Annotated in this window: 20 protein-coding genes; 5 read left to right on the top strand and 15 right to left on the bottom strand. The window is 71.8% G+C overall.

Going from position 1 to position 22,412, the window contains the following annotated elements:
* Positions 1–170 precede the first annotated feature (170 nt).
* Both RM479_RS22345 and RM479_RS22340 read right to left on the bottom strand, forming a co-directional pair.
* A complete protein-coding gene (locus tag RM479_RS22345) occupies positions 171–851 on the bottom strand; it encodes a Crp/Fnr family transcriptional regulator (protein ID WP_311513720.1) in 681 nt (226 codons plus the stop codon).
* Positions 848–2,899 (bottom strand): adenylate/guanylate cyclase domain-containing protein, encoded by a 2,052-nt coding sequence (locus RM479_RS22340; protein ID WP_311513719.1) that lies wholly within the window; start codon positions 2,897–2,899, stop codon positions 848–850. Before RM479_RS22340 ends, RM479_RS22345 begins: the two co-directional genes overlap by 4 nt.
* A gap of 184 nt (positions 2,900–3,083) precedes the next feature.
* Between RM479_RS22340 and RM479_RS22335 the strand changes: the two genes are divergently transcribed.
* Positions 3,084–3,656: a sigma-70 family RNA polymerase sigma factor gene (locus RM479_RS22335; RefSeq protein ID WP_311513718.1), complete on the top strand. Its 573-nt coding sequence runs from the start codon at positions 3,084–3,086 to the stop codon at positions 3,654–3,656.
* Positions 3,657–3,683: 27 nt separating this feature from the next.
* Here RM479_RS22335 and RM479_RS22330 read toward each other — a convergent pair whose 3' ends face one another.
* Both RM479_RS22330 and RM479_RS22325 read right to left on the bottom strand, forming a co-directional pair.
* Positions 3,684–3,965 (bottom strand): zf-HC2 domain-containing protein, encoded by a 282-nt coding sequence (locus RM479_RS22330; RefSeq protein ID WP_311513717.1) that lies wholly within the window; start codon positions 3,963–3,965, stop codon positions 3,684–3,686.
* A gap of 107 nt (positions 3,966–4,072) precedes the next feature.
* Complete coding sequence (locus tag RM479_RS22325) at positions 4,073–4,549, bottom strand: COG4315 family predicted lipoprotein (RefSeq protein ID WP_311513716.1); 477 nt, start codon at positions 4,547–4,549, stop codon at positions 4,073–4,075.
* Between the two features lie 192 nt (positions 4,550–4,741).
* Here RM479_RS22325 and RM479_RS22320 point away from each other — a divergent pair, with 192 nt between their 5' ends.
* A complete protein-coding gene (locus RM479_RS22320) occupies positions 4,742–5,680 on the top strand; it encodes a CHRD domain-containing protein (RefSeq protein ID WP_311513715.1) in 939 nt (312 codons plus the stop codon).
* 268 nt (positions 5,681–5,948) lie between these two features.
* Positions 5,949–7,202, top strand: a complete 1,254-nt coding sequence (locus RM479_RS22315; protein WP_311513714.1) for an IS110 family RNA-guided transposase — start codon at positions 5,949–5,951, stop codon at positions 7,200–7,202.
* A 17-nt stretch (positions 7,203–7,219) separates the two neighbouring features.
* Here the strand turns inward: RM479_RS22315 and RM479_RS22310 are convergent, their stop codons facing one another.
* The 4 genes from RM479_RS22310 to rpmG all read right to left on the bottom strand — a co-directional run bounded on the left by RM479_RS22310 (position 7,220) and on the right by rpmG (position 10,387).
* Positions 7,220–9,598 (bottom strand): lysylphosphatidylglycerol synthase transmembrane domain-containing protein, encoded by a 2,379-nt coding sequence (locus RM479_RS22310; protein ID WP_311513713.1) that lies wholly within the window; start codon positions 9,596–9,598, stop codon positions 7,220–7,222.
* A gap of 131 nt (positions 9,599–9,729) precedes the next feature.
* The gene (gene rpmF, locus RM479_RS22305; RefSeq protein WP_274809652.1) at positions 9,730–9,900 is read right to left on the bottom strand and encodes a 50S ribosomal protein L32; all 171 of its coding nucleotides are present in this window, start codon (positions 9,898–9,900) and stop codon (positions 9,730–9,732) included.
* A gap of 54 nt (positions 9,901–9,954) precedes the next feature.
* Positions 9,955–10,197, bottom strand: coding sequence for a type B 50S ribosomal protein L31 (locus RM479_RS22300; protein ID WP_274809653.1), 243 nt, complete (start codon positions 10,195–10,197; stop codon positions 9,955–9,957).
* Between the two features lie 25 nt (positions 10,198–10,222).
* On the bottom strand, positions 10,223–10,387 hold the full coding sequence (gene rpmG / locus RM479_RS22295; protein ID WP_274809654.1) for a 50S ribosomal protein L33: 165 nt from the start codon (positions 10,385–10,387) through the stop codon (positions 10,223–10,225).
* 166 nt (positions 10,388–10,553) lie between these two features.
* Here rpmG and RM479_RS22290 point away from each other — a divergent pair, with 166 nt between their 5' ends.
* Positions 10,554–12,311 carry a PhoX family protein gene (locus tag RM479_RS22290; protein ID WP_311513712.1) on the top strand — a complete coding sequence of 586 codons (1,758 nt, stop codon included), beginning with the start codon at positions 10,554–10,556 and terminating at the stop codon, positions 12,309–12,311.
* 173 nt (positions 12,312–12,484) lie between these two features.
* Here the strand turns inward: RM479_RS22290 and RM479_RS22285 are convergent, their stop codons facing one another.
* Positions 12,485–13,213, bottom strand: coding sequence for a YqeB family protein (locus tag RM479_RS22285; protein ID WP_311513711.1), 729 nt, complete (start codon positions 13,211–13,213; stop codon positions 12,485–12,487).
* Between the two features lie 142 nt (positions 13,214–13,355).
* Positions 13,356–14,549 (bottom strand): amidohydrolase family protein, encoded by a 1,194-nt coding sequence (locus RM479_RS22280; RefSeq protein WP_311513710.1) that lies wholly within the window; start codon positions 14,547–14,549, stop codon positions 13,356–13,358.
* A 58-nt stretch (positions 14,550–14,607) separates the two neighbouring features.
* On the opposite strand from RM479_RS22280, the gene RM479_RS22275 reads away from it, so the two are divergent.
* Positions 14,608–15,252 (top strand): TetR/AcrR family transcriptional regulator, encoded by a 645-nt coding sequence (locus tag RM479_RS22275; RefSeq protein ID WP_311513709.1) that lies wholly within the window; start codon positions 14,608–14,610, stop codon positions 15,250–15,252.
* Positions 15,253–15,325: 73 nt separating this feature from the next.
* On the opposite strand, the gene RM479_RS22270 is transcribed toward RM479_RS22275, so the two are convergent.
* The 5 genes from RM479_RS22270 to RM479_RS22250 form a co-directional block, all read right to left on the bottom strand.
* Entirely contained in the window at positions 15,326–17,092 is a 1,767-nt protein-coding gene (locus tag RM479_RS22270; RefSeq protein WP_311513708.1) for an ABC transporter ATP-binding protein, read from the bottom strand.
* 44 nt (positions 17,093–17,136) lie between these two features.
* Positions 17,137–18,150 carry an ABC transporter permease gene (locus tag RM479_RS22265; protein WP_311513707.1) on the bottom strand — a complete coding sequence of 338 codons (1,014 nt, stop codon included), beginning with the start codon at positions 18,148–18,150 and terminating at the stop codon, positions 17,137–17,139.
* A gap of 85 nt (positions 18,151–18,235) precedes the next feature.
* Entirely contained in the window at positions 18,236–19,981 is a 1,746-nt protein-coding gene (locus RM479_RS22260) for an ABC transporter substrate-binding protein (RefSeq protein ID WP_311513706.1), read from the bottom strand.
* 112 nt (positions 19,982–20,093) lie between these two features.
* Entirely contained in the window at positions 20,094–21,152 is a 1,059-nt protein-coding gene (locus tag RM479_RS22255; protein ID WP_311513705.1) for an ABC transporter permease, read from the bottom strand.
* Between the two features lie 610 nt (positions 21,153–21,762).
* A complete protein-coding gene (locus RM479_RS22250; protein WP_311513704.1) occupies positions 21,763–22,266 on the bottom strand; it encodes a cellulose synthase in 504 nt (167 codons plus the stop codon).
* Positions 22,267–22,412 lie beyond the last annotated feature (146 nt).

Below are 22,412 nucleotides of genomic sequence, written 5' to 3'. Positions count from 1 at the left end.
CAGGGCGGGGCCACGACGCCCCGCCCCGAAAGCCCTTCCCCGAGACCGCCCCGGCGCACCGTCCACGCCGGGGCGGTCGCCCTTCCCCGCACCGCCCCGCGTCCCGGTCCCGCGCCCCGGCCCCTCGGTCGACCGGCCCCGGGCCCGGGCCCGGAGGCGACGCTCGGCGCTCAGGCGTCCTCCGCGTAGGCGCGCAGGGCGGGGACGTCGTGCAGCGTCACGTTCATCCGCCCGGTGCTGATCCACCCCCTGGACCGCAGCAGCGCCAGGGACTTGTTCACGGCGGCCCGTGACACCCCCGTCCACGAGGCGAGCTCGTCCTGCGAGACCGGCAGGTCCACGCGCACGCCCTCGCCCGAGTCGCGACCGAAGCGGTCGGCCATCTCCACCAGGCGCGAGGCCACCCGCCGCCCCGCGTCCAGGGCGCCGAACTCCACCCGCTTGCGGTCGGCGTCGCGCAACCGGGAGACGACCATGCGCAGCAGGAGCAGCGATACCCGCGGCCACCGTTCGAGGTAGGCCTCGAACCGCTCCGGGGTGAACGTCAGGGCGGTCAGGTCGTCCAGGGCCTGCACGGTCGCCGACCGGGGGCTGCCGTCGATCACCCCCAGCTCCCCGACCAGCGTGCCGGGGCCGCGGACGGCGAGGACCGCCTCGCTGCCGCCCGCGGTGTGGGAGGAGACCTTGATCCGGCCGGTCGTGACCACGATGACCAGATCGGAGGCGGCCCCCTCGTGGAAGAGGATCTCCCGGCGGGACCAACGACGCACGGTGCCCGTCCGGCGCAGGTCCGCGCGCTCCTGCTCCGTCAGGCCCGCCCAGAACTCCGAGGGTCCGTCGTCCGGCGTCACGGGGTCTCCACCGCCGCCCCCGCGGAGAGGACCTCGTGCGCCAGGACCGTCCCGTGCCTGCCCTTGACGACCAGGTCGCCCAGCGACCGGGAGCGCACGCCCTCCCCCAGGGCCCGCAGCGTGGCGTCGCCCACCACCACCCGTCCCGGTTCGGCCATCGCCTGGAGCCGGGCCGCCACGTTGACCGCGTCCCCCATGGCGTTGAAGCCGCGCAGTTCCTCGCTGCCGATGTTGCCCACCAGGGCCGGGCCGGTGTTGACCCCGATGCGGAACCTCGGCCAGTCCGGGTTCTCCTCGGCGATGCGCTCGGAGGCGTCGCGCATGGCCAGGGCCGCCCGCACCGCCCGGTGCGCGTGGTCGCCCTGCCGGGCGGGGGCGTTGAACAGGGCCAGCAGGGCGTCGCCGACGAACTGCACGATCGTCCCCCCGTTGTCGAGCACGCACGGGACGGCGGCGCTGTGATAGCGGTTGAGCATGCGCACGATCTCGGCCGGTTCCACCGCCTCGGAGAAGGTCGTGAACCCGCGCAGGTCCGCGAAGAGGGCGCTCACCTCCAGGACCCGACCGCCCAGCGCGGCCTGGTCGGGGTCGGCCAGCAGGGACGCGGCCACGTCGGGTGACATGTACTGGCGGAACAGGGTGCCCAGCTCCCGATAGAGCCGGACGTTCTCCAACGAGATCGACAGCTGACCGGCCAGGACGGCCAGGGAGGCGGTCGAGTCCTCCTCCTCGCGGAGCGGGCCCTCCAGGACGCCGGCCGTTCCGCCGCGCACGACCAGCGGACGCACCGACCGCCCGTCGCGCACCGTGCCGGCCTCCTCGCCCAGGCCGGCCGGGTAGACGCGGTCCTCGACGCGGATCCGCCCGTCGGAGGCCAGACCGATGTTCACGTCCCCGTAGGCGGGGCGGACGACCTCCAGGACCGAGCGCACGAAGGCGTCCTCGTCCTGGTCGCCGACCCGGGTGCGGCGGGCGACCTCCGCCAGGGCCGCCAGACGCCGGGAGGTGGCGCGCTCGGCGGCCAGGGCGGCCGCGGCCCGTTCGACCACGGCGATCTGCCCCTCGGAGAGTCGGAACCGCTCGGCGAAGGCGGCGAAGTCGGCGCCCCGGGGAGGGGCGGATCCCGTCCTCTCCCCCTCGCCCAGCAGGGCCACGAACTCCTCGATGGCCTCCTCGTACTCGGCGCGGATCCGGCGGGCGGTCTCCTCCAGCACGATCGCGTCGAACACCCCGGCGGTGGCGCCCTCGCGCCGGTACTGGACGTAGGCGCTGTAGGCGATGAACCCGAACGCCGCCACCAGCAGCACGTGCCAGTGCCACCAGGACAGGTGCCACTTGTCGGCCAGGATGACGGTGACCATGGCCTCGGCCAGCAGCACGAACGCCGTGACCAGACTGAGCAGGACGGCGGAGGCGGTGCGGCGGAACATGAGGAAGTAGCGCACCGCGGCGACGACGTACAGCAGCGCCGAGGCCGCCGCGATCGGCACCATGGCGCCCTCGACGTCACGCGCCTGGGCGGGCAGGTGCAGGGGCGGTGTCCCCAGCAGGCCGGCCACGGTCCAGGCGACCATGAGGACGATCAGGAGGGCCCACAGGAGCCGTTCGGCCCTCATGGCGCGGGCACCGCGTTCGGCGTTCAGGTCCAGGGAGGACGCGAAGGCGAAGACGGAGGCGATGATCAGCCCGACCGGGTGGGAGAGGTCGAACCCGATGCCCGCGTCGGCGACGAGCATGCCGGGGGTGAGCAGGGCGTGGACGGCCAGGAACCCGGCCGAGGACAGGAAGGCCAGCGACACCAGGAAGAGGCGCCCGTCCTCGCGGCGTCGGGCGGCCACCCCCATCCACAGGCCCATGGCGACGTTGATCAGGGCCACGCCCAGGACCAGCCAGAAGTGTCCGGGACCGTGGTGCCACTCGACGTCCAGGTGCGGACGCGCCAGGAGGAGCCAGAGTCCCGCCAGGGGCGCGGCGAGGTGCAGACTCCACACGATGAAGCGCACCGGGCGGGCCGAACGGGGGCGTGCCGGGAAGGTGGTCTCAGCCATGGAGGGTTCTCTGTCGGCTCGGGGAGGTGGCCCCGAGGGACGGACGGGCCCCTCGCCGCGTATGCCGTGCGACACATCGGGTGAAAAGGGCGTCGTATGTGGAAGAGTACGCAGACACCTTAGTACGCGATCGGTTTCATGGCTGTCGTCCACCCGACGACGAGAGCCGGAGTCCCCACCCGCCATGACGCCGATCCCCGAACCGCACCGAGCGAACACGACCCTGGAGGTCGACCCCCGGGACGCACCGGAGTCCGGAGCGGAGTTCATCCGAGCCGTGTGCGAACTCCACGGCGCCGTCCTGCTGCGGTACGCCCTGAGCCTGGTGGACCGTGACGTCCACCGGGCCGAGGACCTGGTCCAGGAGGCCGTCCTGCGCGCCTGGCGCAATCGGATGACGCTGAACACCGCCCCCGAGGGGCTGCGACCGTGGCTGTTCACGGTCGTCCGGCGCCTGGTCATCGACGCGCACCGGGCCCGGAGCGTGCGCCCGGCCGAGGTCCCTCCGGACGACGCGCACGAGCGGCCGGTGGCGGACGCGACGGAGCGGATCGTCACCGCGCAGGTGGTCGCGGACGCCCTGCGGGACCTGTCGCCGATACACCGGGAGATCCTCGTCCACGTCCACTACCTGGGGCGCGGCGTCAACGAGACGGCCGAACTCCTGGGGATCCCCCCGGGCACCGTGAAATCGCGCACCCACAAGGCGGTGCGGGTCCTGAAGGAGCGGTTGAGCGCCCGCGGGTACCGGCGCTGAGGCGTGTTCCGGCGTGGGGATCGACGATCACGCGCCCCCGGACCGTCCGCCGTCGTTCGCCGCGCGTTCCACCGCACGGCGGGCGATGCCCTCGATCCGGTCGGGAGTGACGGAGAAGTCCGTGAGGAACTCCTCCAGCGGGAGGTCCGCCAGGGCGCGGGGGACGATCTCCAGGTCGCGGACGCGGGACCGGCAGGAGGGGCAGACGAGCAGGTGGGCGTCGGCCGCGGCCCGTTCGTCGGGTTCCAGGGCACCGAGCACGTAGGTTCCGGCGAACCTCTCGCCGCAGTCCTCGCCCGACTCGAACATCGTCTCTCCCGTCCCGGCCCCGGGGGCCGCCCCTCGCACCCGCCGCTTCACGGTACGCGTCGGGCCGCCGAGCGTCCCGCCCGGGGCGCGTCGGCGACCCGACGCCCCTACGGCACGTCCTTGACGAGGGTGCCGTCGGCGGCGACGAGGAACCACTCCCCGTCCAGGCCCTGGCCGTTGCTCTCCTCGGGCAGGGCGTCGCCGACGTAGTAGTACAGCGGCCATTCGCCGTAGGTGACCTGGGTGACGCCGTCGGTGCGCTCGGTGGTGCCGAGCAGCGACGCGTCCAGGCCCTCGCCCGGTTCGACGTCCCCCGCCGTGGTCAGCGCGGGCCAGGTGGCGATGCAGTCCGCCTCGCAGACGCTCTCGGCGTCCTTGTCCTTGGTGAACCCGTAGAGGACGCGGCCCTCGGCGTCGGCCAGGGCCGTGCCGACCTCGCTCTCCACCAGGGAGATCTCGACCGGGTCGATCTCCGCCGGGGAGGGGGACGGGTCCTGGGCGGCGGAGTCGTCGGAGGCCCCCGTGGAGCAGGCGGTCAGGACGAACAGGGCGGCGATGGCCGTCAGGGTCGCTCGGGTGCGCATGGTGGGACTTCCCGTCGTCTCGTCGTGCGTCGTTCGGATGCGGATACGGGCGGGCCCCGCGCACGGTTCACTCGGGATCCCGGGGCATCGGGTGAACCGCGCGCGCCCGGGCGCCGTATCCGTCACTGATCGCCCTCACTCCCCCGGGAACGGGGGCCTGGGACACGGACGAACGGGGACGGACACCTCATCATGCGCACACGTATCCTCGCGACGGCCACCGCCGCCGTCATGATCGCCACCGCCGGGGCCGCGCACGCGGACGAGCACGGGGGCCACGGGAACCCGGCGGGGGGCGGCCCCGCCGGGACACCCGATCCGAACTCCACCAAGGGCGAGAAGGCCGTCTTCTTCACGGCCGAGCTCAGCGGCGCCGAGGAGGTGCCCACCGCGGACGGTCCCGCCGTGGGCGACCCGGAGGGGTACGGCCGGGCGCTCATCTCGATCAAGGGGGACCGGGTGACGTTCGCCCTGGAATGGGAGGGCACCGAGGCGCCCACCCTGGGCCACGTCCACCGGGGCGCGGCCGGTGAGAACGGCGACGTGGAACTCGTCTTCTTCGACACCGCGCTCCCCGACACCCTGCACGCCGTCGCCGGCCAGACCACCATCACCGACGAGGAACTGGCGCTCGGGCTGCTCACCGACCCGAGCGGTTTCTACGTCAACCTGCACACGGAGGAGTTCCCGGGCGGGGCGGTCCGAGGGCAGTTGACACCCTCGGGCAGCCGGATCAACGTCTTGAGCATCATCGAGGGCTCGGGGCTGGTCGCCGTGGCCGACGGCGCGCAGGAGGTGTTCACCGAGGAGAAGCCGAACGTGGGCGATCCCGACGGGCGCGCCTCCGGTTTCTTCCGCCCCGAGGGCGACACCGTGGCGTTCTCCACCGCCTGGACCCGGCTCGCACCGCCCGCCGTCGGCCACCTCCACCAGGGCGCCGCGGGCGAGAACGGCGCGATCGCGGTCGAGCTGTTCACCGGGACGCTGCCCGCCACGGTCTTCGCCGTCTCCGGCACCGCGCACGTGGACCCGGCGGTCGCCGAGCGGATCAACGCGGACCCGCACGGGTACTACCTGAACCTGCACACGGGCGAGTTCCCCGACGGGGCCGTCCGGGGTCAGCTCTTCTGACCTCCTCGCCCCTCCCCGAACCGCCCCGGGCCCCGTCCGAGCCGGGGCGGTCGGGCGCTCATTAGAGGACCATCCTTTGTGCAGCCCTAACGAGTAGGGTTGTGACCTCTCGGTCCCGGTGGGTGCATGGCCATGGGTGCGAGCCGTTCGACGGCCACTGTGAGTTCCGCCAGCCCCGCCGGGCCGAGGCCGTCTGATCGGCTTCAAGGACACGCCCCGCAGAGGGCCGATTAATGAGCTCCCGGCAGACGACCTCACCACCGGGCAGGTGCTCCACCAGCGGCATTGGAGTACGACTTCCGTGTTCATCGGATGGGACTGGGCAACCGAAACCCATGACGTGACCGTCATGGACGCGTCCGGCACACGCATCGACCGGTGGGAGTTCGCCCACACCGAAGAGGGATTCACCAAGACCCTCGCCCGGCTCCGCGACCACGGCGCCCCGGCCGACCTCCCGGTGGCCATCGAGACCACCCGCGGCCTGGCCGTGGACCGGCTCCTGGCCGCCGGACACCCGGTGGTCCCGGTGCACCCCAACGCCTTCCACGCCATGCGGGCGCGCTGGGGCGCCTCCAAGGCCAAGACCGACGCCGGCGACAGCTTCAAGCTCGCCGACCACCTGCGCACCGACGGCCATATGCTGCCCCGCCTGGAGCCCACCGAGCAGGCCACCCTTGACCTGCAGGCCCTGACGCGTCAGCGAGCCGACCACGTCGAGGCCCGCGTCGGGGCCGTCAACCAGCTCTCCGCGCTGCTGGACGAGCACTGGCCCGGAGGCAAAGCGGTCTTCGCCAGCCTGGACAGCGACATCGCGCTGGCGTTCCTTCAGCGCTACCCCACCCCGGCCTCGGCCGCCAAGCTCACCGCCGGACGACTGGCCACCTGGTGCAAGCGCCGCGGCTACTCCGGTAAGAAGCCCGGCAGCGTCCTCATCGAGCGCCTGCGCGCCGCCCCGGCCCCGGCTTCGCGTCTGAGCGAGACCATCGTCGCCCAGCTGGTGCTCGTCCAGGTCCAACTCGTGCAGGGCATGCGCGTGACCATCCGCGAACTGGACAAGGCCATCGCCGAGGCGGTCGCGGCCCACCCCTACGCGCCGCTTTTCGCCACCATGCCGCGCATCGGCACGGTCAACCTGGGCCAGATCATCGGAGAGGTCGGCCCGCTCCTGGAGCGCGCCCGCACCTGTGAACAGCTCATCGCGGAGACGGGCGTGGTCCCGGTCACCCGCGCTTCGGGCAAGTCCCGCGCGGTGGCCTTCCGCTTCGCGACCAACCGCAGGGCACGCCTGGCCCTGACCCAGTTCGCCGACAACAGCCGGCACGGCAGCGACTGGGCCGCCAAGATCTACAACGACGCCCGAGCCCGCCAGAAACGGCACCCGCACGCCACCCGCATCCTGGCCCGGTCCTGGCTTCGCGTGATGTGGGCCTGCTGGCGCGACGGATGCTGCTACGACCCCGCCACCCACCAAGGCAGCAGCAAGATCAACACCACCTCGAAGGCGCCTTTGGCGGCATAGGGGTTGACTCAAGGAACTCACAGGGCCTCCCGCCGCTGGAGGTAGGCGAAGGCCCCCCACCCCGGCAGTACCGGAAGCCAGAACGTGAGCACCCGGAACAGGAGCACCGCGGACAGCGCCATCGGCGTCGGCACACCCGCCACCGCGGTGAGCCCGCCGATGAGCGCCGCCTCCACCGCGCCCAGACCGCCGGGGGTGGGCGCGGCCGAACCGATCGCGTTCCCCGCCAGGAAGACCACGGCGACCGCGACCAGGCTCACCTGGAGGGAGGTCGGGGTGAACGCCAGCACCGAGAAGTACAGGCACAGCACGAACGCCACGGTGAGCAGCAGGGTCCCGCCCAGACCGAGCGCCAGGGCCCTGGGCCGTTGCAGGGTGTCCAGCAGCCGGGGCAGCACCCCGCGCAGGTAGGGGCGGGCCCGGTCGGCGATGGCCCCGCGCAGCCGGGGCGACAGCAGCACGAAGGCCACGACCAGGGTGACCGCGATGCTGATGATCACCACCGTCGGCGAGGGGGTGAACCCGGTCCAGTACGAGGCACCGGTCAGATAGGCGCACACCAGCAGCAGCGGCACGTGCACCAGGAACCCCACCAACTGGGTGAGCCCCACCGCGGACAGGGCCAGCGACGTGGGCGCCCCGGCCTTGACGACGAACCGGGTGTTGATCGCGATCGACCCCAGCCCGGCGGGGGCCGCGATGCGCACGAACGACGCCGCGTACTGCACCATGACCGTGCGCCACCAGGGCAGTCTCAGGGGCGTGAACCCCATCAGCACCATGGCGGCGGCGACCATGCAGAGGGTGGCCATCGCCAGCGCGGCCAGGGCCCATCCGGGGTCGGCCTGTCCGACGCTGCTCAGGTTCACGCCGGCGAGCTGGTAGAGCAGGACCAGGCCCACGACCGTGGCGACGATGCCGCTGACCACGGCGCGCGGGCGCATCCGCTCCACCCGCGCCGTCTCGACCGGGGCCTCGGGGGCGACCTCGGTGATCGCGTTCCGCACCCGACCCATGAGTTCCTTGTCGGCGCGCAGGGCCCGGCGCAGGGGGTAGGGCAGCCCGGGCGGTTGCAGGAACGGCAGGATGGCGGCGGTCGCGGGCACCCCGAGCGCGCGCACGGCGGAGGCGACGGCGCGCTCGGCGCCCACCCTGGTGGCCAACAGGGCGACCAGGGCGGCGTTGTCCAGGGAGACCGTGAGCGGGGGCGCGGCCACCGCCCCCCGGCCCACCCCGGTGAGCACGGCCTCCCCGGTTCCCCGGCCCACGCCGACCGTGGCCCCGTGCAGGTCGCCGTGGGAGATGCGGTGGCGGTGGATCCGCCGGAGCGCCTCCCAGAAGCGATCGAGCAGGTCGTCGGTGAGGTCCCCGTCGGCCAGATCGTCGACGGGGAGGATCTCGGGGAGCTCACGGACCAGCAGAACGGTACCGGGGCCGAGTTCGCCCACCGCGAGGATCCGCGGGGTCGCCACCCCGGCATCGCGCACCGCGTGCCCCATGAGGGCGGCGTGCTCGGCACGGCGACGCACCCCGTAGAGGATGCGGGGGGCGAAGGGGCCGCGCAGCAGCACCAGGTCGCGCAGTCGCCGCCAGAACCCGGCGGTGTTCTCGGAGGCGAGCACGATGGCCTCGACCCGGCGGCCGTCGGCCAGTTCCACCAGATGACGGGGGTCGCCCTCGGCGTCGTTCCCGTCCGGGGAGACGCCGACGGGATCCAGACCGAACCGGCGCAGTTCGGTGGTCAGCCGCCCGTCCGCGGGGGGCGCGGCGGCCTCACCGACGGCGTACCGGACGAGTACGGCGCACGTCACACCGATCATGACCGTCAGCACGAGGGCGAGCGGGCTGGTGACCCCCGCCAGCAGGGCGCACACGGCGGCGGTGCCGGAGGCCGTCCACAGCAGGGAGCGCACCCGGGGCTGACCGGCGGGCATGGTGAGACCGAAGGCGAGGGCCGCGGCGACGTAGCCGAGGGCGGCGCCGGTGAAGAGGTCGCGCGGGGGGAGGGGGATGCCCGGTACGAGCTCGTCGGAGCCGATGAGCGAGAACAGCAGCTCGTTGATCAGGGAGGTGAGGGCGTACGCGGTGACGGCGGCGACGCTCACCCGGAGCAGGTCGCGCGGGGCGCCGCCGAAGAGGATGCGCAGCGTCGAGTAGCAGACCAGCAGGATGAGGGCGAGGTTGGCGCCCAGCGCGGCGAGGAAGAGCGGACCGGTGGGCAGCAGGGAGCGCAGGCCGGTGGAATCGACGTCACCGTCGGTGGCCGCGCCCACCACGAGCAGGGTGACCGCGATCGCGCCCAGTCCGCAGGCGCCCACGAGGAGGTCGACGGGTCTGCGCGGCGCGCGTACGGCGCTGGGACCCGGGCGGGGGGTCTCCGTGTCGGTTCTCGTCACCCCACCAGCCTGCCCGACCCGGAGAGTGTTCGGGCACCGGGACGATGGCGTTTCGCACAGTCCGTTTCCCGGTCCGGGAAGGGCGAAGGGGCGCCGGAGACCTCTCCCGACGCCCCGTGGTCGACGTGGTTCTAGGCCGGCGGGGGCAGCAGCCCGCGCCGGTAGGCCGGGATCAGGTTGCGCGGCACGCGGTACTCACGGCCCTCCAGGGTGATGGGCACCAGGTCGGGGACCTCGGCCCGCCACTGCGAGCGGCGCTTGCGGGTGTTGGAGCGCGACATCCTGCGCTTGGGTACGGCCATCGTGTTCCTCTCCTCGGGGAGGGGCGCCGGGAACGGTCCCCGGCGCCCCGATCGTCACTTGCCGTAGCGGCGCTTGAAGCGCTCGACGCGGCCGGCGGTGTCCACGACGCGGGCGTTGCCCGTGTAGAACGGGTGGCTCGCGCTGGAGATCTCGACGTCGATCAGCGGGTAGGTGTTCCCGTCCTCCCACTCGATGGTCTTCTCGCTGTTCAGCGTGGACCGGGTGAGGATGGCGAAATCACCGGCCCGATCGCGGAAGACGACGGGTCGGTAGTCGGGGTGGATACCGGTCTTCATGTCCGTGTTCCCTTCCGGGGGTGGGTCAGCGCTCTTCCCTGAAGTCGACGTGGCGGCGGACCACCGGGTCGTACTTGCGCAGGGTGAGGCGGTCGGGGGTGTTGCGCCGGTTCTTGCGCGTCACATAGGTGTAGCCGGTTCCGGCGGTGGACTTGAGCTTGATGATGGGGCGGAGCTCATTGCGTGCCATGGGACCTCTCCTTCACGTTCCGCACCTAGCAAGGAAATGATAACCGTTTTTATTTCCTCAGCGCGACGCGAGGCCGCAATGCACAACAGCGCACACTTATTGTGGTTATCTCATTACCGATAGTGATATTCATCGCACGTGCGACACACTCCGGCCTGGAGGGGACATGACCGACCGACGAGGGCCCGCGTTGACCCGGCGCCACCTGCTCCACGCCGCCGGACTGGGCTCCATGGCCGCGGCACTGGCCGGTCTCCCCCACGGACCGGCCCTGGCCGACCCCGCCGGCGGGACCGCGCCCGGCTTCACCGAGGTGCCCGTGACCCGGGCCGACCGGGTCACCGTCCCCCCCGGGTACACCTCCCGCGTCCTGGCGCCCTGGGGCGCGCCCATCGTCCCCGGCGGGCCCGCCTGGCGACCCGACGCCGGGAACACCGCCGCCCAGGCCCGCCTCCAGGTCGGCACCGGGCACAGCGGACTGCACTACCTGCCGATGGGACCCTCACGCGAGGGCGTCCGCAACGGCCTGCTGGTGATCGGCCACGCCGCCCTGGACCCGACCCTGCTGCACACCGACGGCGGTCGTTCCGACACGGCCGAACGCGTCGCCAAGGAGATCGCCTCCCTCGGGGCCACCGTCATCCGGGTGGAGCTGACCGAAGGCCGCTGGCAACAGGCGCGCGACGAACTCAACCGGCGGATCACCGCCGACACCCCCGTGGTCTTCTCCGGACCGCTCGCCGGGCATCCCGCCCTGGACACCGGCGCCGACCCGTCGGGCACCACCGGCGGCTCGGCGCACGCCCTCACCCCCTGGCACACCTACCTGACCGGGGAGGAGACCTTCCCCGACGTCTTCGGCTCCCGGAACGCCTCCTGGCGTCCGAAGACGACCGAACGGGCCTACGGGCTGACCGCCGGCTCCGCCCGCGGCTGGCACCGCCACCACGACCGCTTCGACCTGGCCCGCACCCCGAAAGAGGCGAACCGGTTCGGCTGGGTGGTGGAGATCGACCCGTTCGACCCGTCGGCCCCGCCCGCCAAGCGCACCGCACTGGGCCGGATCGCGCACGTCGGGATCGCCGTCGCCGCGTCGCGGGGCCGCCCCGTGGTGTACATGAGCGACGTCGCGCACGTGTACAAGTTCGTCGCGGCCCGCCCCTGGGAACAGACCCGCACCGCGACCGGAAGCCCCTTGGACGAGGGGACCCTGTACGCGCTGCGGCTGGACCGGGACGGGACCGGGACGTGGCTGCCGTTGGCGCACGGCCGCGCCGGACTGACCGTCCGGGACGGGTTCGCCGACCAGGCGGACGTGCTGCTGCGGGCGCGTCAGGCCGCCGCCGCGGTGGGGGCCACCGCGTTGCGGGGACCGGGACGGCCGACGGTCCACCCCGACACCGGCCAGGTGTACCTGCCCGAGGCCGGGGCCGGTGGAGACGGCCGCCTGCTGGCGTGGACCGAGGGGGCACTCGACCACGCCGCCACCGTGCTGGCCTGGCGGGAGTTCGCCAAGGCGGGCGGCTCCGGCCAGGGCGGCGTGCTCACCTCTCCGGGCGGGGTCTTCGCCGGGGCCGACGGCCGCGTGTGGATCACCACCGATGTCGCCCGCACGGCCGGCGCGACCGGACGCGGACACCCGGGCAACGGCGCGCTGGTGTGCGCCGACCCCCGGACCGGGCGGATGCGCCGGTTCCTGACCGGCCCGCGCGGGTGCGGGATCGCCGGGGTGAGCGCCACCCCCGACCACCGCACCCTGTTCGTGGCGGTGCGCGGGCCGGGGTCCTCCGACGCCCGCTCGGGCGGACCCACCGCCGAGAACCCGCGCGCGGTGGGCAACTGGCCCGGGTTCGACCCGAAGGGCCGTCCCCGGTGCGCGGTGGTGGTGGTGCGCAAGGAGGACGGCGGGATCATCGGCACCTGACCGCGACCGTGACCGGTGGCGGCGGTGGGAGGGCGGACACATCACCCCTCGTCGGGCCTCCCGGCCGGCCGCCAGGGGCGTGGTCCGGGTTCGGAAGACGGGTGTCCCCGACGGCGAAGGCGCCCACCCGCCGGTGGCCACCGCGCCACGCCCCGTCGACCCGGCACGTCCCCTCAGGCGTCTCCGCCGGACGGGGAGACGGGCGTGCGGCGCCAGTGCTGACGCCCCTCCTCGTCACGGACGACGATGCCGTGGCAGGCGAGTTCGGCCCGCAGCCCGGCGGCGTCCTCGGCGTCCTCGTTCTCCAGGGCGGTCCGACGGGTGCGCAGCAGCGCCTGAACGTGCCCGTCCAGGTCCGGGGTGCCGTCCAGCCAGCGCCGGTAGTCGCCCCCGTGCGGGTCCCCGTCGGCCCAGACGTACCCGTGCGCCTCGAAGGCGGCGCGCAGCCGCTTCGCGCCGTGATCGGTGGCCGCCCGCACGACCTCCGCGGTCGCGACGTCGAGGAGGACCAGCTCCTTTCCGTCGAGGAAGGCGGCGCCGAAGCGGTCGCGCGCCACCTCGGTCACCCGGTCGGGGGTGACCACGCGCACGGCGTCGTCGGCCACCTCGACCGTGATCATCTCTCCGTAGGCCGACAGGGCGACGAGGCCGCCCCCCGCGACGCCCAGACCCACGAGGACGGCGGTGAGGATCGGGCCGCTCAGCCGGGCCAGGATCTCGACCTTGTCCGGCCCGGGCAGGAACGGGAGCGCGAACACCCACTCCGGCATGGTGGTCAGCCACCCCGGGAGCATCGACAGCACCAGGCCCAGAGCCGCGCCGATCAGGGGGAAGGCCGTCCACAGGAACAGGTGGTACCCCGCCCCGTGACGGACGACGGCGGGCGGTCGGTGGGGGGTCATCGCGGTGTGCCTCTCGGGATCGTCGTACGGGAAGGCCACGGGGCGCCCCGGGACGAGGCGCACACCCCGTGCCGTCGGTGGGCGGTCCCGCGCCCTCCTCCCCTTCGGGAGGGAGAGGAGGTCGGGATGGGCCCCTTCGGGGTCATCGGCGCCGGGCCGTGTCGACGACCACGCGGCCGTCGCGCAGGACCAGGGCGACCCGGTGCAGGGGATCGAGGTCGGTGAGCGGGTCGCCGTGGACGACCGTCAGGTCGGCGGCGCGTCCCGGCGCGATCGCGCCGGCCCCGTCGATCCCCAGGGCGCGGGCGGGGGCGGTGGTGGCGGCGATCAGGGCCTCGCGCGGGGTGAGACCGCAGGCGGCGAGGAGTGCGATCTCCCGGATCAGGCCGGCGCCCGAGCGCACGGCGGGCGTGCCGGCGTCACTGCCGGCGAGGAGGACGCCGCCCGCCTCGTGGAACTCCCGGACGCGGTGGCGCAGGGCGCGGGCGGTGTCGGCGTCCAGACGCGGTTCGGTCACCGCGAGGGTCGGGGCGAGGGTGACCCCGCGCGTCACCATGGTCTCCAACAGGTCGGCGGGCCAGCCCCGCAGCGGACCGCGCGGTTCCAGGTGCTGGAGGTGGTCCACCCCCGCCTCCAGGAGTTCGGCCAGGTCGGGGAGGGTCCCCCAGTGGGCGACGACCGGGACGCCGTGCCGGTGGGCCTCCTCCACGATGGCGGCCAGCACCGGAGGGGCGATCGGCTCCAGGACCCGGCGGGCGGGGTCGCCCCGGTCCTGGACGACCTTGATCACGTCGACGGGGTCCTCACCGCCGGCCAGGTCGGCGACCTGCGCGCGGGCCTGATCGGGGCTCCCGGGGACCCGGACCCAGTCGTCGTCCGGGGAGGCGCCGATGGTGGCCACCGGATGGCCGCCGGGGGCGGTGAAGAGCGGGCCGGCGATGCGCACCCGCGGCCCCGACAGGGTCCCGTCGGCGACGCGGCGACGGAAGTCGTGGACCCAGGCGTTCTCGTCACCGAGGCTGCACACGGTGGTGACCCCGTGGGCGAGGAAGGAACGGCGCTTGCCCGGCTGGAAACGGAACCACCCGGCGATCGCCCGTACCCGGGACAGCGGCCCGCGGGCCTCGGGGGCGCCGAGGTGGACGTGGGTGTCGACGAGCCCGGGCAGCACGGTGTGTCCCGGCAGGGGGCGCACCCGCGCCCCGCCGGGAACGGCGGCGTCGGGACCGACGGCGGTGATCCGCCCGTCGGTGATCACGACGGTGCCCTCGACCGGTGTCAGGGTGTCGCCGACGAGTGTCCCGACCCGCGTCAACGCGAGCGTCCCGACAGCCATGTCCGTCTCCTCCCGTTGCGCTGGACCCTCTCCTAGTTGAGCATATAGGATCCTGTACATGCAACCAGGAAATGATCCGAGCCCGGGTGGAGAGACGTTCGTCGAGGCGGCACGGCGCGATCAGATCGTGGCGGCGGCGATCGAGACCATCGCCGAGGAGGGGTACGCGAAGGCGTCGTTCGTCCGCATCGCCGAACGCGCGTCGATCAGCCCCGGCCTGATCACCTACCACTTCAAGACCAAGGAGCGGTTGATCCGGCGGATCCTGGGCGACATCGACACCCGACTCGACAGGGCGATGGAGGGCGGGGAGGAACCCCTCGAAGGGTTCGAGGACGGCCTGCGCCGGATCATCACCGGACACATCGGGTACTGCGCGCGCAACCCTCGGGAGATGACGGCCCGACGGGAGATCACGGCCGCCGCCACCCTGCCCGAGAGGCTGCGCGGAGAGATCGCCGAGGCGGAGAGGGCCGGGCGGGCCGAACTGGTGGGCTTCCTGACCGAGGGACGGCGGCACGGGGAGTTCCGGGCGTTCGACCCCGAGGTCTTCACCGACACGATGTTCGCCGCGATGCACCGGGCGCCGGCCGTCCTGCGCGAACGCCCCTCGGCCTCTCCCGAGGACTACGCCCGCGAGCTGGCCGACCTGTTCTGCGCCGCCGCCACCGGCCGTCCGCCGGAGCACCGCACGGACGGGTGACCCCGGCCGGAACACCGACGGGGGCCGGTCCGCGAGTGCGGACCGACCCCCGTGATCGGGCCGGAGATCCGGGTCAGACGGCGGCACGGGCGCGCAGCGCCTCGCGCTCGGCGCGCTGACGGCGGGCCTCGTCGGGGTCCAGCAGCGGAGCGGCCGTCAGCAACTGGCGGGTGTAGTCGCTCCGCGGGTTCTCGTAGACCGAGTCGCTGTCGCCCATCTCGACGACCTCGCCCTTGCGCATGACCGCGACGCGGTCGCTCACCTGACGCACCACCGCCAGGTCGTGGGCGACGAAGATGTAGGTCAACCCGAAGTCGTCCTGGAGCTCGGAGAGCAGACGCAGCACCTGGTCCTGCGTGGACACGTCCAGGGCCGACACCGGCTCATCGCAGATGATCAACTTGGGCTTGAGGATGAGCGCCCGCGCGATCGCGATGCGCTGACGCTGCCCGCCCGAGAACGCGTGCGGGAACCGGTTGTAGTGGTCGGGTTCCAGGCCCACCCGCTCCAGGAGCTCCTGCACCTGCGCGCGGATCTTCCTGCCGTCGCGCTCGCCCTGCACCCGCAGCGCGGTACCGATCGCGTCGCCCACCGTCACCCGCGGGTTCAGCGACGAGTACGGGTTCTGGAACACCATCTGCACGTCACGGCGCAACGGACGCAGTGTGCGCTCGGGCATGTGCGTGATGTCGCGCCCCTCGAACTCCACCCGGCCCCGGGTGGGCTCCAGCAGGCGCATGATCATCCGGGACAGGGTGCTCTTGCCCGAACCGGACTCACCCACGATGCCCAGCGTCTCGCCCTTGTACAGGTCGAAGGAGACACCGTTGACGGCCCAGAAGTCGGTCGACCTGCCCCAGGTGCCGCCGCGCACCTTGAAACGCTGGGCGACGTCCTCCACCCTCAGCAGCGGCTCGCCCCTGTCACCACCGGAGACGGGGGTGAAGGCCTCGAACCTCGCCGGGTCGGTGACGACGCCCTCGCGCTTGTCCTTCTCCACCCGGTCGGCGCGGTCCTGGGCGCGGCGCTGGGCCCGGGAGACCTCCACCCGCGGCACCGCCGCCAACAACGCCCGCGTGTACGGATGCTCCGGCGCCGACAACACCCTGCGCACCTCACCCCGCTCCACCGCCACACCGTGCCGCATCACCACGACCTCGTCCACCGACCCCGCCACCACCGCCAGATCATGCGAGACCAGGATCAAGGCCATCCCCAGATCCCGACGCAACTCATCGAGCAGATCCAGGATCCGCGCCTGCACCGTCACGTCCAACGCCGTCGTGGGCTCATCGGCCAACAACACCTTGGGATCGCACATCAACCCCATCGCGATCACCACACGCTGACGCATACCACCGGAGAACTCGTGCGGATAGGAATTGACCCGCCTGGCCGGCTCCGGGATCCCCACCCGCTCCAACGACTCCACCGCACGCCGAAGCGCCACGGCCCTGGACGCCCGAGGATGATGGACCCGATAGGCCTCGACCAGCTGGTTACCGATGGTGTACTGCGGATGCAACGACTGCATGGGATCCTGGAACACCATCGCGATGTCGTTGCCCCGCATCGCCCGCAACCGCTTGTCACTGGCGGTCACCACGTTCTCACCCGCCACCTCGATGGCGCCGGTGATCCTCGCGCGACCGCCCCGATGCAGACCCATCAACGCCAACGAGGTCACGCTCTTACCCGAGCCCGACTCGCCCACGATACCCAGGGCACCACCGGCCGGCACCTCGAAGGACAGTCCGTCCACCGCCCGGACGTCACCGTCCATGGTCGGGAACGTCACCCGCAGGTCGTCCACCCGGACGACGGGCTCGGTCGAGGCCATGTCACATTTCCTTCACTAGAACTGATCTGGTCTGCCGTCGCGGGTCAGCCCGCGACGCGCACCCGCGGGTCGACGAGCGGGTACAGCAGGTCGACGATCAGGTTGCAGACGACGATGAAGACGGCGCCCAGAAGCGTCACGCCGAGCACGACCGGCAGGTCCTTGCCGATGATCGCGTCGATGGCGTAGGCGCCCACGCCCTTGAGGGAGAACACCTTCTCGGTGAGGATGGCGCCGCCCAGGACCAGACCGAGGTCCAGGCCGAAGATCGTGAGGATCGGGGTCAGCGCGGGGCGCAGGGCGTGCTTGAAGATCACCTTGCGCTCGCTCAGCCCCTTGGCGCGGGCGGTGCGGATGTAGTCCTCGCCCAGCACCTCCAGCATGCCCGCCCGGGTCTGGCGGGCGTACTGGGCGGCGTGCAGGAACGCCAGCGTGATCCAGGGCAGGATCATCGCGGTGAACCAGGCACCCGCGTCCTCCGTCAACGGCGTGTAACGCGGGAGCGGGAAGAGCTTCCAGCCGTGGACGAGGAACGCCAAGGCCAGCAGACCGGTGAAGTAGATCGGCAGGGACACGCCGACCAGGGCCGTGCCCATCGCCAGACGGTCGAAGAGGCTGCCCTTCTTGACCGCGGAGAGGACACCGACGGCCACGCCGCCGACGAGCCAGATGACGGCCGCGCCCAGCGCCAGCGACACGGTGATGGGCAACCGGCTCAGCAACTGCTCCAGCACGGGGCTGTTGGTGCTGAAGGAGTAACCGAGGCAGGGAGCCGCGCACTCCACCGTCTCCCGGCCGAACTGGAACTGGTCACCGAAGAACAGGGACTTGAGGAAGTCGAAGAACTGCACGATGACGGGCTTGTCCAGGCCCAGCCGCGCCACGGTGGCGTCGAGCGCCTCCGGGGTGGGGGCCTTGCCCACGTACATCGCGGCCATACCGCGCGGGGTCACGCCCGCCCACTTGGGCAGGACGTAGAAGATCCAGAAGGTCACCGCCGTGACGACGGCGAGCAGCAGTAGTCCCGCACCGAGGCGGCGAAGAATATAGTTCAGCATCGCGGTCGGCGGCGGGGGTCCACGGGGCCGTGGACCCCCGCCGCGTTCACCTGCCTTCTCGTACTAGTTCAGGCCGGTCGGGGTACTAGCCCCGGTCCACGCCGAGCGCCATGAAGTCGTACATGGCGTAGGACGACGTGTAGTAGACGTTGGTCAGCTCGTCCGAGCGGTAGAACATCGCGCGGTCGAAGACGACCGGCATGATGGCGGCCTGCTCCATGACCAGGGTGTCGATCTGCGCGTAGATTTCGGCGCGCTCGTCGGGGTCCTCGGTGGCGAGGGCCTGGTCCCAGAGCTCGTTGACCTCGGGGTCGTCCAGCTCAGCCATGTTGTAGTTACCGGTGGCCTGGATGGCGTCGCCGTCGGTGATCTTGGAGGCGAAGCCGTAGCCGGTGGACCAGTCGGGGATCCAGCCGGAGACGCTCAGGCCGATGTCGTTCTCGCGAACGTAGTCCTGGGAACCGGCGTACTGGGCGAAGAAGTCCTCGGCCGGGAAGGTCTTGATCTCCAGCTCGATGCCGACGCGCTTGAGCGACTCCTGGAGGGCCTCGGCGGTGGCCACGTCGTTCTCCCGGCCCTCGCGCACGGCGATGTTGGTCGAGAAGCCCTCGTCCTCGCCGCACTCTTCGAGCTTGGCCTGCGCCGCTTCGAGGTCACCCTTGTTGTCGGTGGACGGGTACAGGTCCGACTCGGGGTTCGAGCCGGAGATGGTCGGCGGAAGCAGGTTGGTGGCGATGTCGCCACCGCTCTCGCCGCCCCAGGCTCGGTGCAGGCTGTCCCGGTCCGCGGCGTACATGATCGCCTGACGGCAGGACGCGTCCTCGATGACCGGGGTGTGGATGTTGACGTAGCGCAGGGCACCGGAGAAGGGGTTGTCCAGGTTGGCCTGGGCGTCCTCGTCCGTGACCAGCTGGCTCTTCATCGCCGGACCCACACCGATGCCGGACAGGTCGACGTCGATCTCGCCGTTGATGAGGCGCTGGTCGATCTCGTTCTGGTCGACACCGAGCTCAACGGTGATCTCGTCCGGAAGCGCCGGCCGGATCGGGTCGGTGGCGGCGTCCCAGTGCTCGTTGCGGACCAGGTCGAGCTTCACGCCGGGCTCGTACTTGCCGTTGAACTTGTACGGGCCGGAGGAGAGGACGTTCTCCTTGTACAGGGCACCGCGGTCGGCGTCGACCGGCACGGGTGTCGTCTGCGGCTGGGTGAGGATGTAGGGGAACTCCGAGAAGCTCTTCTTGAGGTGGAAGACCAGGGTGTGGTCGTCCGGGGTCTCGATGGCGGTGAACGTCTCCAGCGGGTCCTCGACCTCGTAGACGTTGAACGTCTCCTGCTTCAGGTGGGACTCGAAGTAGCGCGGACCGTTGGGCAGTTCGCCGCCGTTGTAGTTGGAGCGGGCGATGCCGTACTTGATGTCCTGGGCGGTGATCTCGGAGCCGTCCTCGTACTTGAGGCCCTCCTGGATCTGGACCGTCCACTCGGTGAAGTCCTCGTTCGGCTCGGGCAGGGCCGCGGCGAGGTCGGTGGTCAGCTCGGTGGACGCCTCGGCCGGGGCCGGGGTGAACGCCAGGAGCGTACGGGCGTAGTAGCGGGAGAAGTTCCAGCTGAAGCCGTAGTACGTGTCGCCCGGGTCGGTGGAGTCGAAGTCCGAGGAGATGGCGTACCGCAGGGTGCCGCCGGTCTTGTCGGACGGGTTGACCACCTCGGTGGCGCCCTGGTTGAAGGCGCCCTGGTCGGCGGATCCGCCCTCGGTGGAGTCGCCGCCACAGGCGGAAAGGAAGATGGACGCCGCCGCACCGAGTGCGACGAAGCCGAGGGTGCGTTTCCTCAAGGAAGTACCTCTCTTGCGAACCTGCTATGGGGATGGGATGGACCGCCGGGACCGGTGCGCCCTTGGCTCGGGTGCGGGCAGAGCGGATGCGCCGCACTCCGGGCGCACGGGCCTAGTCGGAGGTCCTGGGGTCGAAAGCGTCTCGGAGGCCGTCACCGAACAGGTTGAACGCGAGCACGGTGACGAAGATGGCCAGGCCGGGGATGATGATGAAGTAGGGGGCCGAGGAGTAGTAGTCGACCGCTTCGGAGAGCATCTTTCCCCAGCTCGGGGTGGGCGGGTTGATACCGACGCCCAGGAAGCTCAGGGCCGCCTCGAACAGGATGTTCGTGGGGATGAGCAGCGTGGAGTAGACCAGGATCGGCGTGATCAGGTTCGGCAGGATCTCCTTGAACAGGATGTGCCGGTTGCCCGCGCCCAGGCTCCGGGCCGCCTCGACGAACTCCCGCTCGCGGAGCGAGAGCGTCTGGCCGCGCACGATGCGGGCGATGTAGGGCCAGTTGAAGAACCCGATGATGAAGACGATGACACCGATGCGCAGGCCGTTGCCCTCCAGGCCGAGGAAGCCGCTGGGGATGACACCGACGAGGGCGATGGCGAAGAGCATCAGGGGGAAGGCCAGGAAGACGTCCATGGCCCGGCTGATGACGGTGTCGACCCAGCCGCCCTTGTAGCCGGCGATGATGCCGAGCAGGGTGCCCAGGACGACGCACAGCACGGTGGACAGGAACGCCACCAACAGCGAGATCTGCGCGCCGTAGAGGATCCGGCTGAACAGGTCGCGACCGGTCTTGGGCTCCAGACCCAGCAGGTGGTCGCCGCTCATCCCACCCCACTTGTCGACCGGGGGGACGAGCGCGCCATCGACCGCCTCGGTGTTCTCCGGGTCGGCGTAGGGCAGGTGCGTGTTGGGCTCGATCAGGTCCTGGTGGAACTGGGTGGGCGGGTGCCCGAACCACTTGACCAGCAGGGGCGCGAAGACCGCGGCCAGGATGAGGAGCACGACGACCACGCCGGACACCATCGCGACCTTGTCCTTGCGCAGGCGCTGCCAGGCGATCTGGCGCAGGGACCGGTTGTCGGCATCGCCGCGCCCACCCGGGGCCTGGACGGTCGCGGCCGCAGCCTCGGGCTGCTCCGCCGACTCTGGGGCATGCGAGGGCGCGCTCATCAGGCCACCACTCTCCACTCATACGCTTCTGGCCGAGGGGGACGGATCACACACGTGAGGCCCGGTGGGGGGTGACCCTGTCGAGGTCTCACGGGTGGGGCCGGCCGGTTCTCGACACTGGCTGGCGTGGGCGCCGGATCGACGGTGCGGGGTTGCCCCGTCACCGCGGATCCCACCCGCGGACATGCCCTGGATCACATGAGGATTTGGACACATCCGCAGGGCTTTCCGCCCGGGTTGTTACACAGCGACCAACCTACTCGCCCTTGAGGTGCATATCGTCCAATATCAGGTCATGTGGCTAAATCGTGACAAAGGATTTCAAAAGCCACATATAACGACAAATGAACCCATAGTTCGCATTCGTCGGATGACCGCCCCGAGCTGGGAGGACGCGGGTATATCGCCGGGCCCACCCTACGGCCGCGCGGGGGGCAGATCGCCACAAAGGCGGACAAGCTATGGCAAGTGCTATGACAGTCCACGGACCGATACCGACCCGCAACGGGAAGGAACCCCCCCTGCGGGGATCGTCCGGTCCCGGGTGGTGGCGCACACACGACGGGGCCGCCCCGCGTCACGCGGAACGGCCCCGGGAACGTCGGGGGTCCTACTCGATGCCGTGCTTGCGCAACAGGTCCTCGATGTCGCCGAAGTCGGAGGGGTCCCCCTGCTTCGCGCGGCCCTTGGGCGCGCCGCCCACCTGCCCCTGCGAGGCGGCCGCACCGGCCGCGGGAGCGGTACCCGCGCCGCCCGCCGCGGGCGTGCCGCCCTCGGGCGTCGTGGCGCGGCCCCGGGTGCCCACCCCCCGGGCCTTCATGACCCCGGAGACGACGTAGAGCACCACGGCCAGACCGGTCAGCGCCACACCGGCCCACACGATCGGGTTGAAGATCAGGCCCAGCAGGATGCCCAGGATGCTGAGCGCGAACTGCCACACGGCGGCCATCAACCCCAGCAGTCCGGCCGCCAACGGCACCAGTGACCAGGCCACGCCGCGCAGCCCGGACGCCGCCCCCTTGGCCCGCCACACCAGGAGGCTGATGACGAGGCCCACGAGGGTGAGGCCGCCGCCGAGGATCACACCGGTCATCGTCGTCAGAGTGTCAGGCATGACGCCAGTCTCCCATCCATCGCCTCGGCGCGCATCGGGCCGATCCCCTAGGGTGCGCTCCCCCGACCCGGCGTCCCGAACGGAGGGCCTCCTCCTCACCGTACCCACCACGGGGCGACGGTGGAGGGACGCGGCGTAAGTGACGC

Source organism: Nocardiopsis lambiniae (genome assembly GCF_031845465.1).
In the GTDB taxonomy this organism is placed as follows: domain Bacteria; phylum Actinomycetota; class Actinomycetes; order Streptosporangiales; family Streptosporangiaceae; genus Nocardiopsis; species Nocardiopsis lambiniae.
Note: the sequence above shows the minus strand (reverse complement) of the source record. Positions and strands in the feature narration are given on the sequence as shown.

Excerpts from the sequence above, each read along its gene's own strand:
- RM479_RS22340 (WP_311513719.1), bottom strand. The coding sequence starts at position 2,899 with ATGGCTGAGACCACCTTCCCGGCACGCCCCCGTTCGGCCCGCCCGGTG.
- RM479_RS22335 (WP_311513718.1), top strand. The coding sequence starts at position 3,084 with ATGACGCCGATCCCCGAACCGCACCGAGCGAACACGACCCTGGAGGTC.
- RM479_RS22330 (WP_311513717.1), bottom strand. The coding sequence starts at position 3,965 with ATGTTCGAGTCGGGCGAGGACTGCGGCGAGAGGTTCGCCGGAACCTAC.
- RM479_RS22325 (WP_311513716.1), bottom strand. The coding sequence starts at position 4,549 with ATGCGCACCCGAGCGACCCTGACGGCCATCGCCGCCCTGTTCGTCCTG.
- RM479_RS22320 (WP_311513715.1), top strand. The coding sequence starts at position 4,742 with ATGCGCACACGTATCCTCGCGACGGCCACCGCCGCCGTCATGATCGCC.
- rpmF (WP_274809652.1), bottom strand. The coding sequence starts at position 9,900 with ATGGCCGTACCCAAGCGCAGGATGTCGCGCTCCAACACCCGCAAGCGC.
- RM479_RS22300 (WP_274809653.1), bottom strand. The coding sequence starts at position 10,197 with ATGAAGACCGGTATCCACCCCGACTACCGACCCGTCGTCTTCCGCGAT.
- rpmG (WP_274809654.1), bottom strand. The coding sequence starts at position 10,387 with ATGGCACGCAATGAGCTCCGCCCCATCATCAAGCTCAAGTCCACCGCC.
- RM479_RS22290 (WP_311513712.1), top strand. The coding sequence starts at position 10,554 with ATGACCGACCGACGAGGGCCCGCGTTGACCCGGCGCCACCTGCTCCAC.
- RM479_RS22285 (WP_311513711.1), bottom strand. The coding sequence starts at position 13,213 with ATGACCCCCCACCGACCGCCCGCCGTCGTCCGTCACGGGGCGGGGTAC.
- RM479_RS22280 (WP_311513710.1), bottom strand. The coding sequence starts at position 14,549 with ATGGCTGTCGGGACGCTCGCGTTGACGCGGGTCGGGACACTCGTCGGC.
- RM479_RS22275 (WP_311513709.1), top strand. The coding sequence starts at position 14,608 with ATGCAACCAGGAAATGATCCGAGCCCGGGTGGAGAGACGTTCGTCGAG.
- RM479_RS22270 (WP_311513708.1), bottom strand. The coding sequence starts at position 17,092 with ATGGCCTCGACCGAGCCCGTCGTCCGGGTGGACGACCTGCGGGTGACG.
- RM479_RS22265 (WP_311513707.1), bottom strand. The coding sequence starts at position 18,150 with ATGCTGAACTATATTCTTCGCCGCCTCGGTGCGGGACTACTGCTGCTC.
- RM479_RS22255 (WP_311513705.1), bottom strand. The coding sequence starts at position 21,152 with ATGAGCGCGCCCTCGCATGCCCCAGAGTCGGCGGAGCAGCCCGAGGCT.
- RM479_RS22250 (WP_311513704.1), bottom strand. The coding sequence starts at position 22,266 with ATGCCTGACACTCTGACGACGATGACCGGTGTGATCCTCGGCGGCGGC.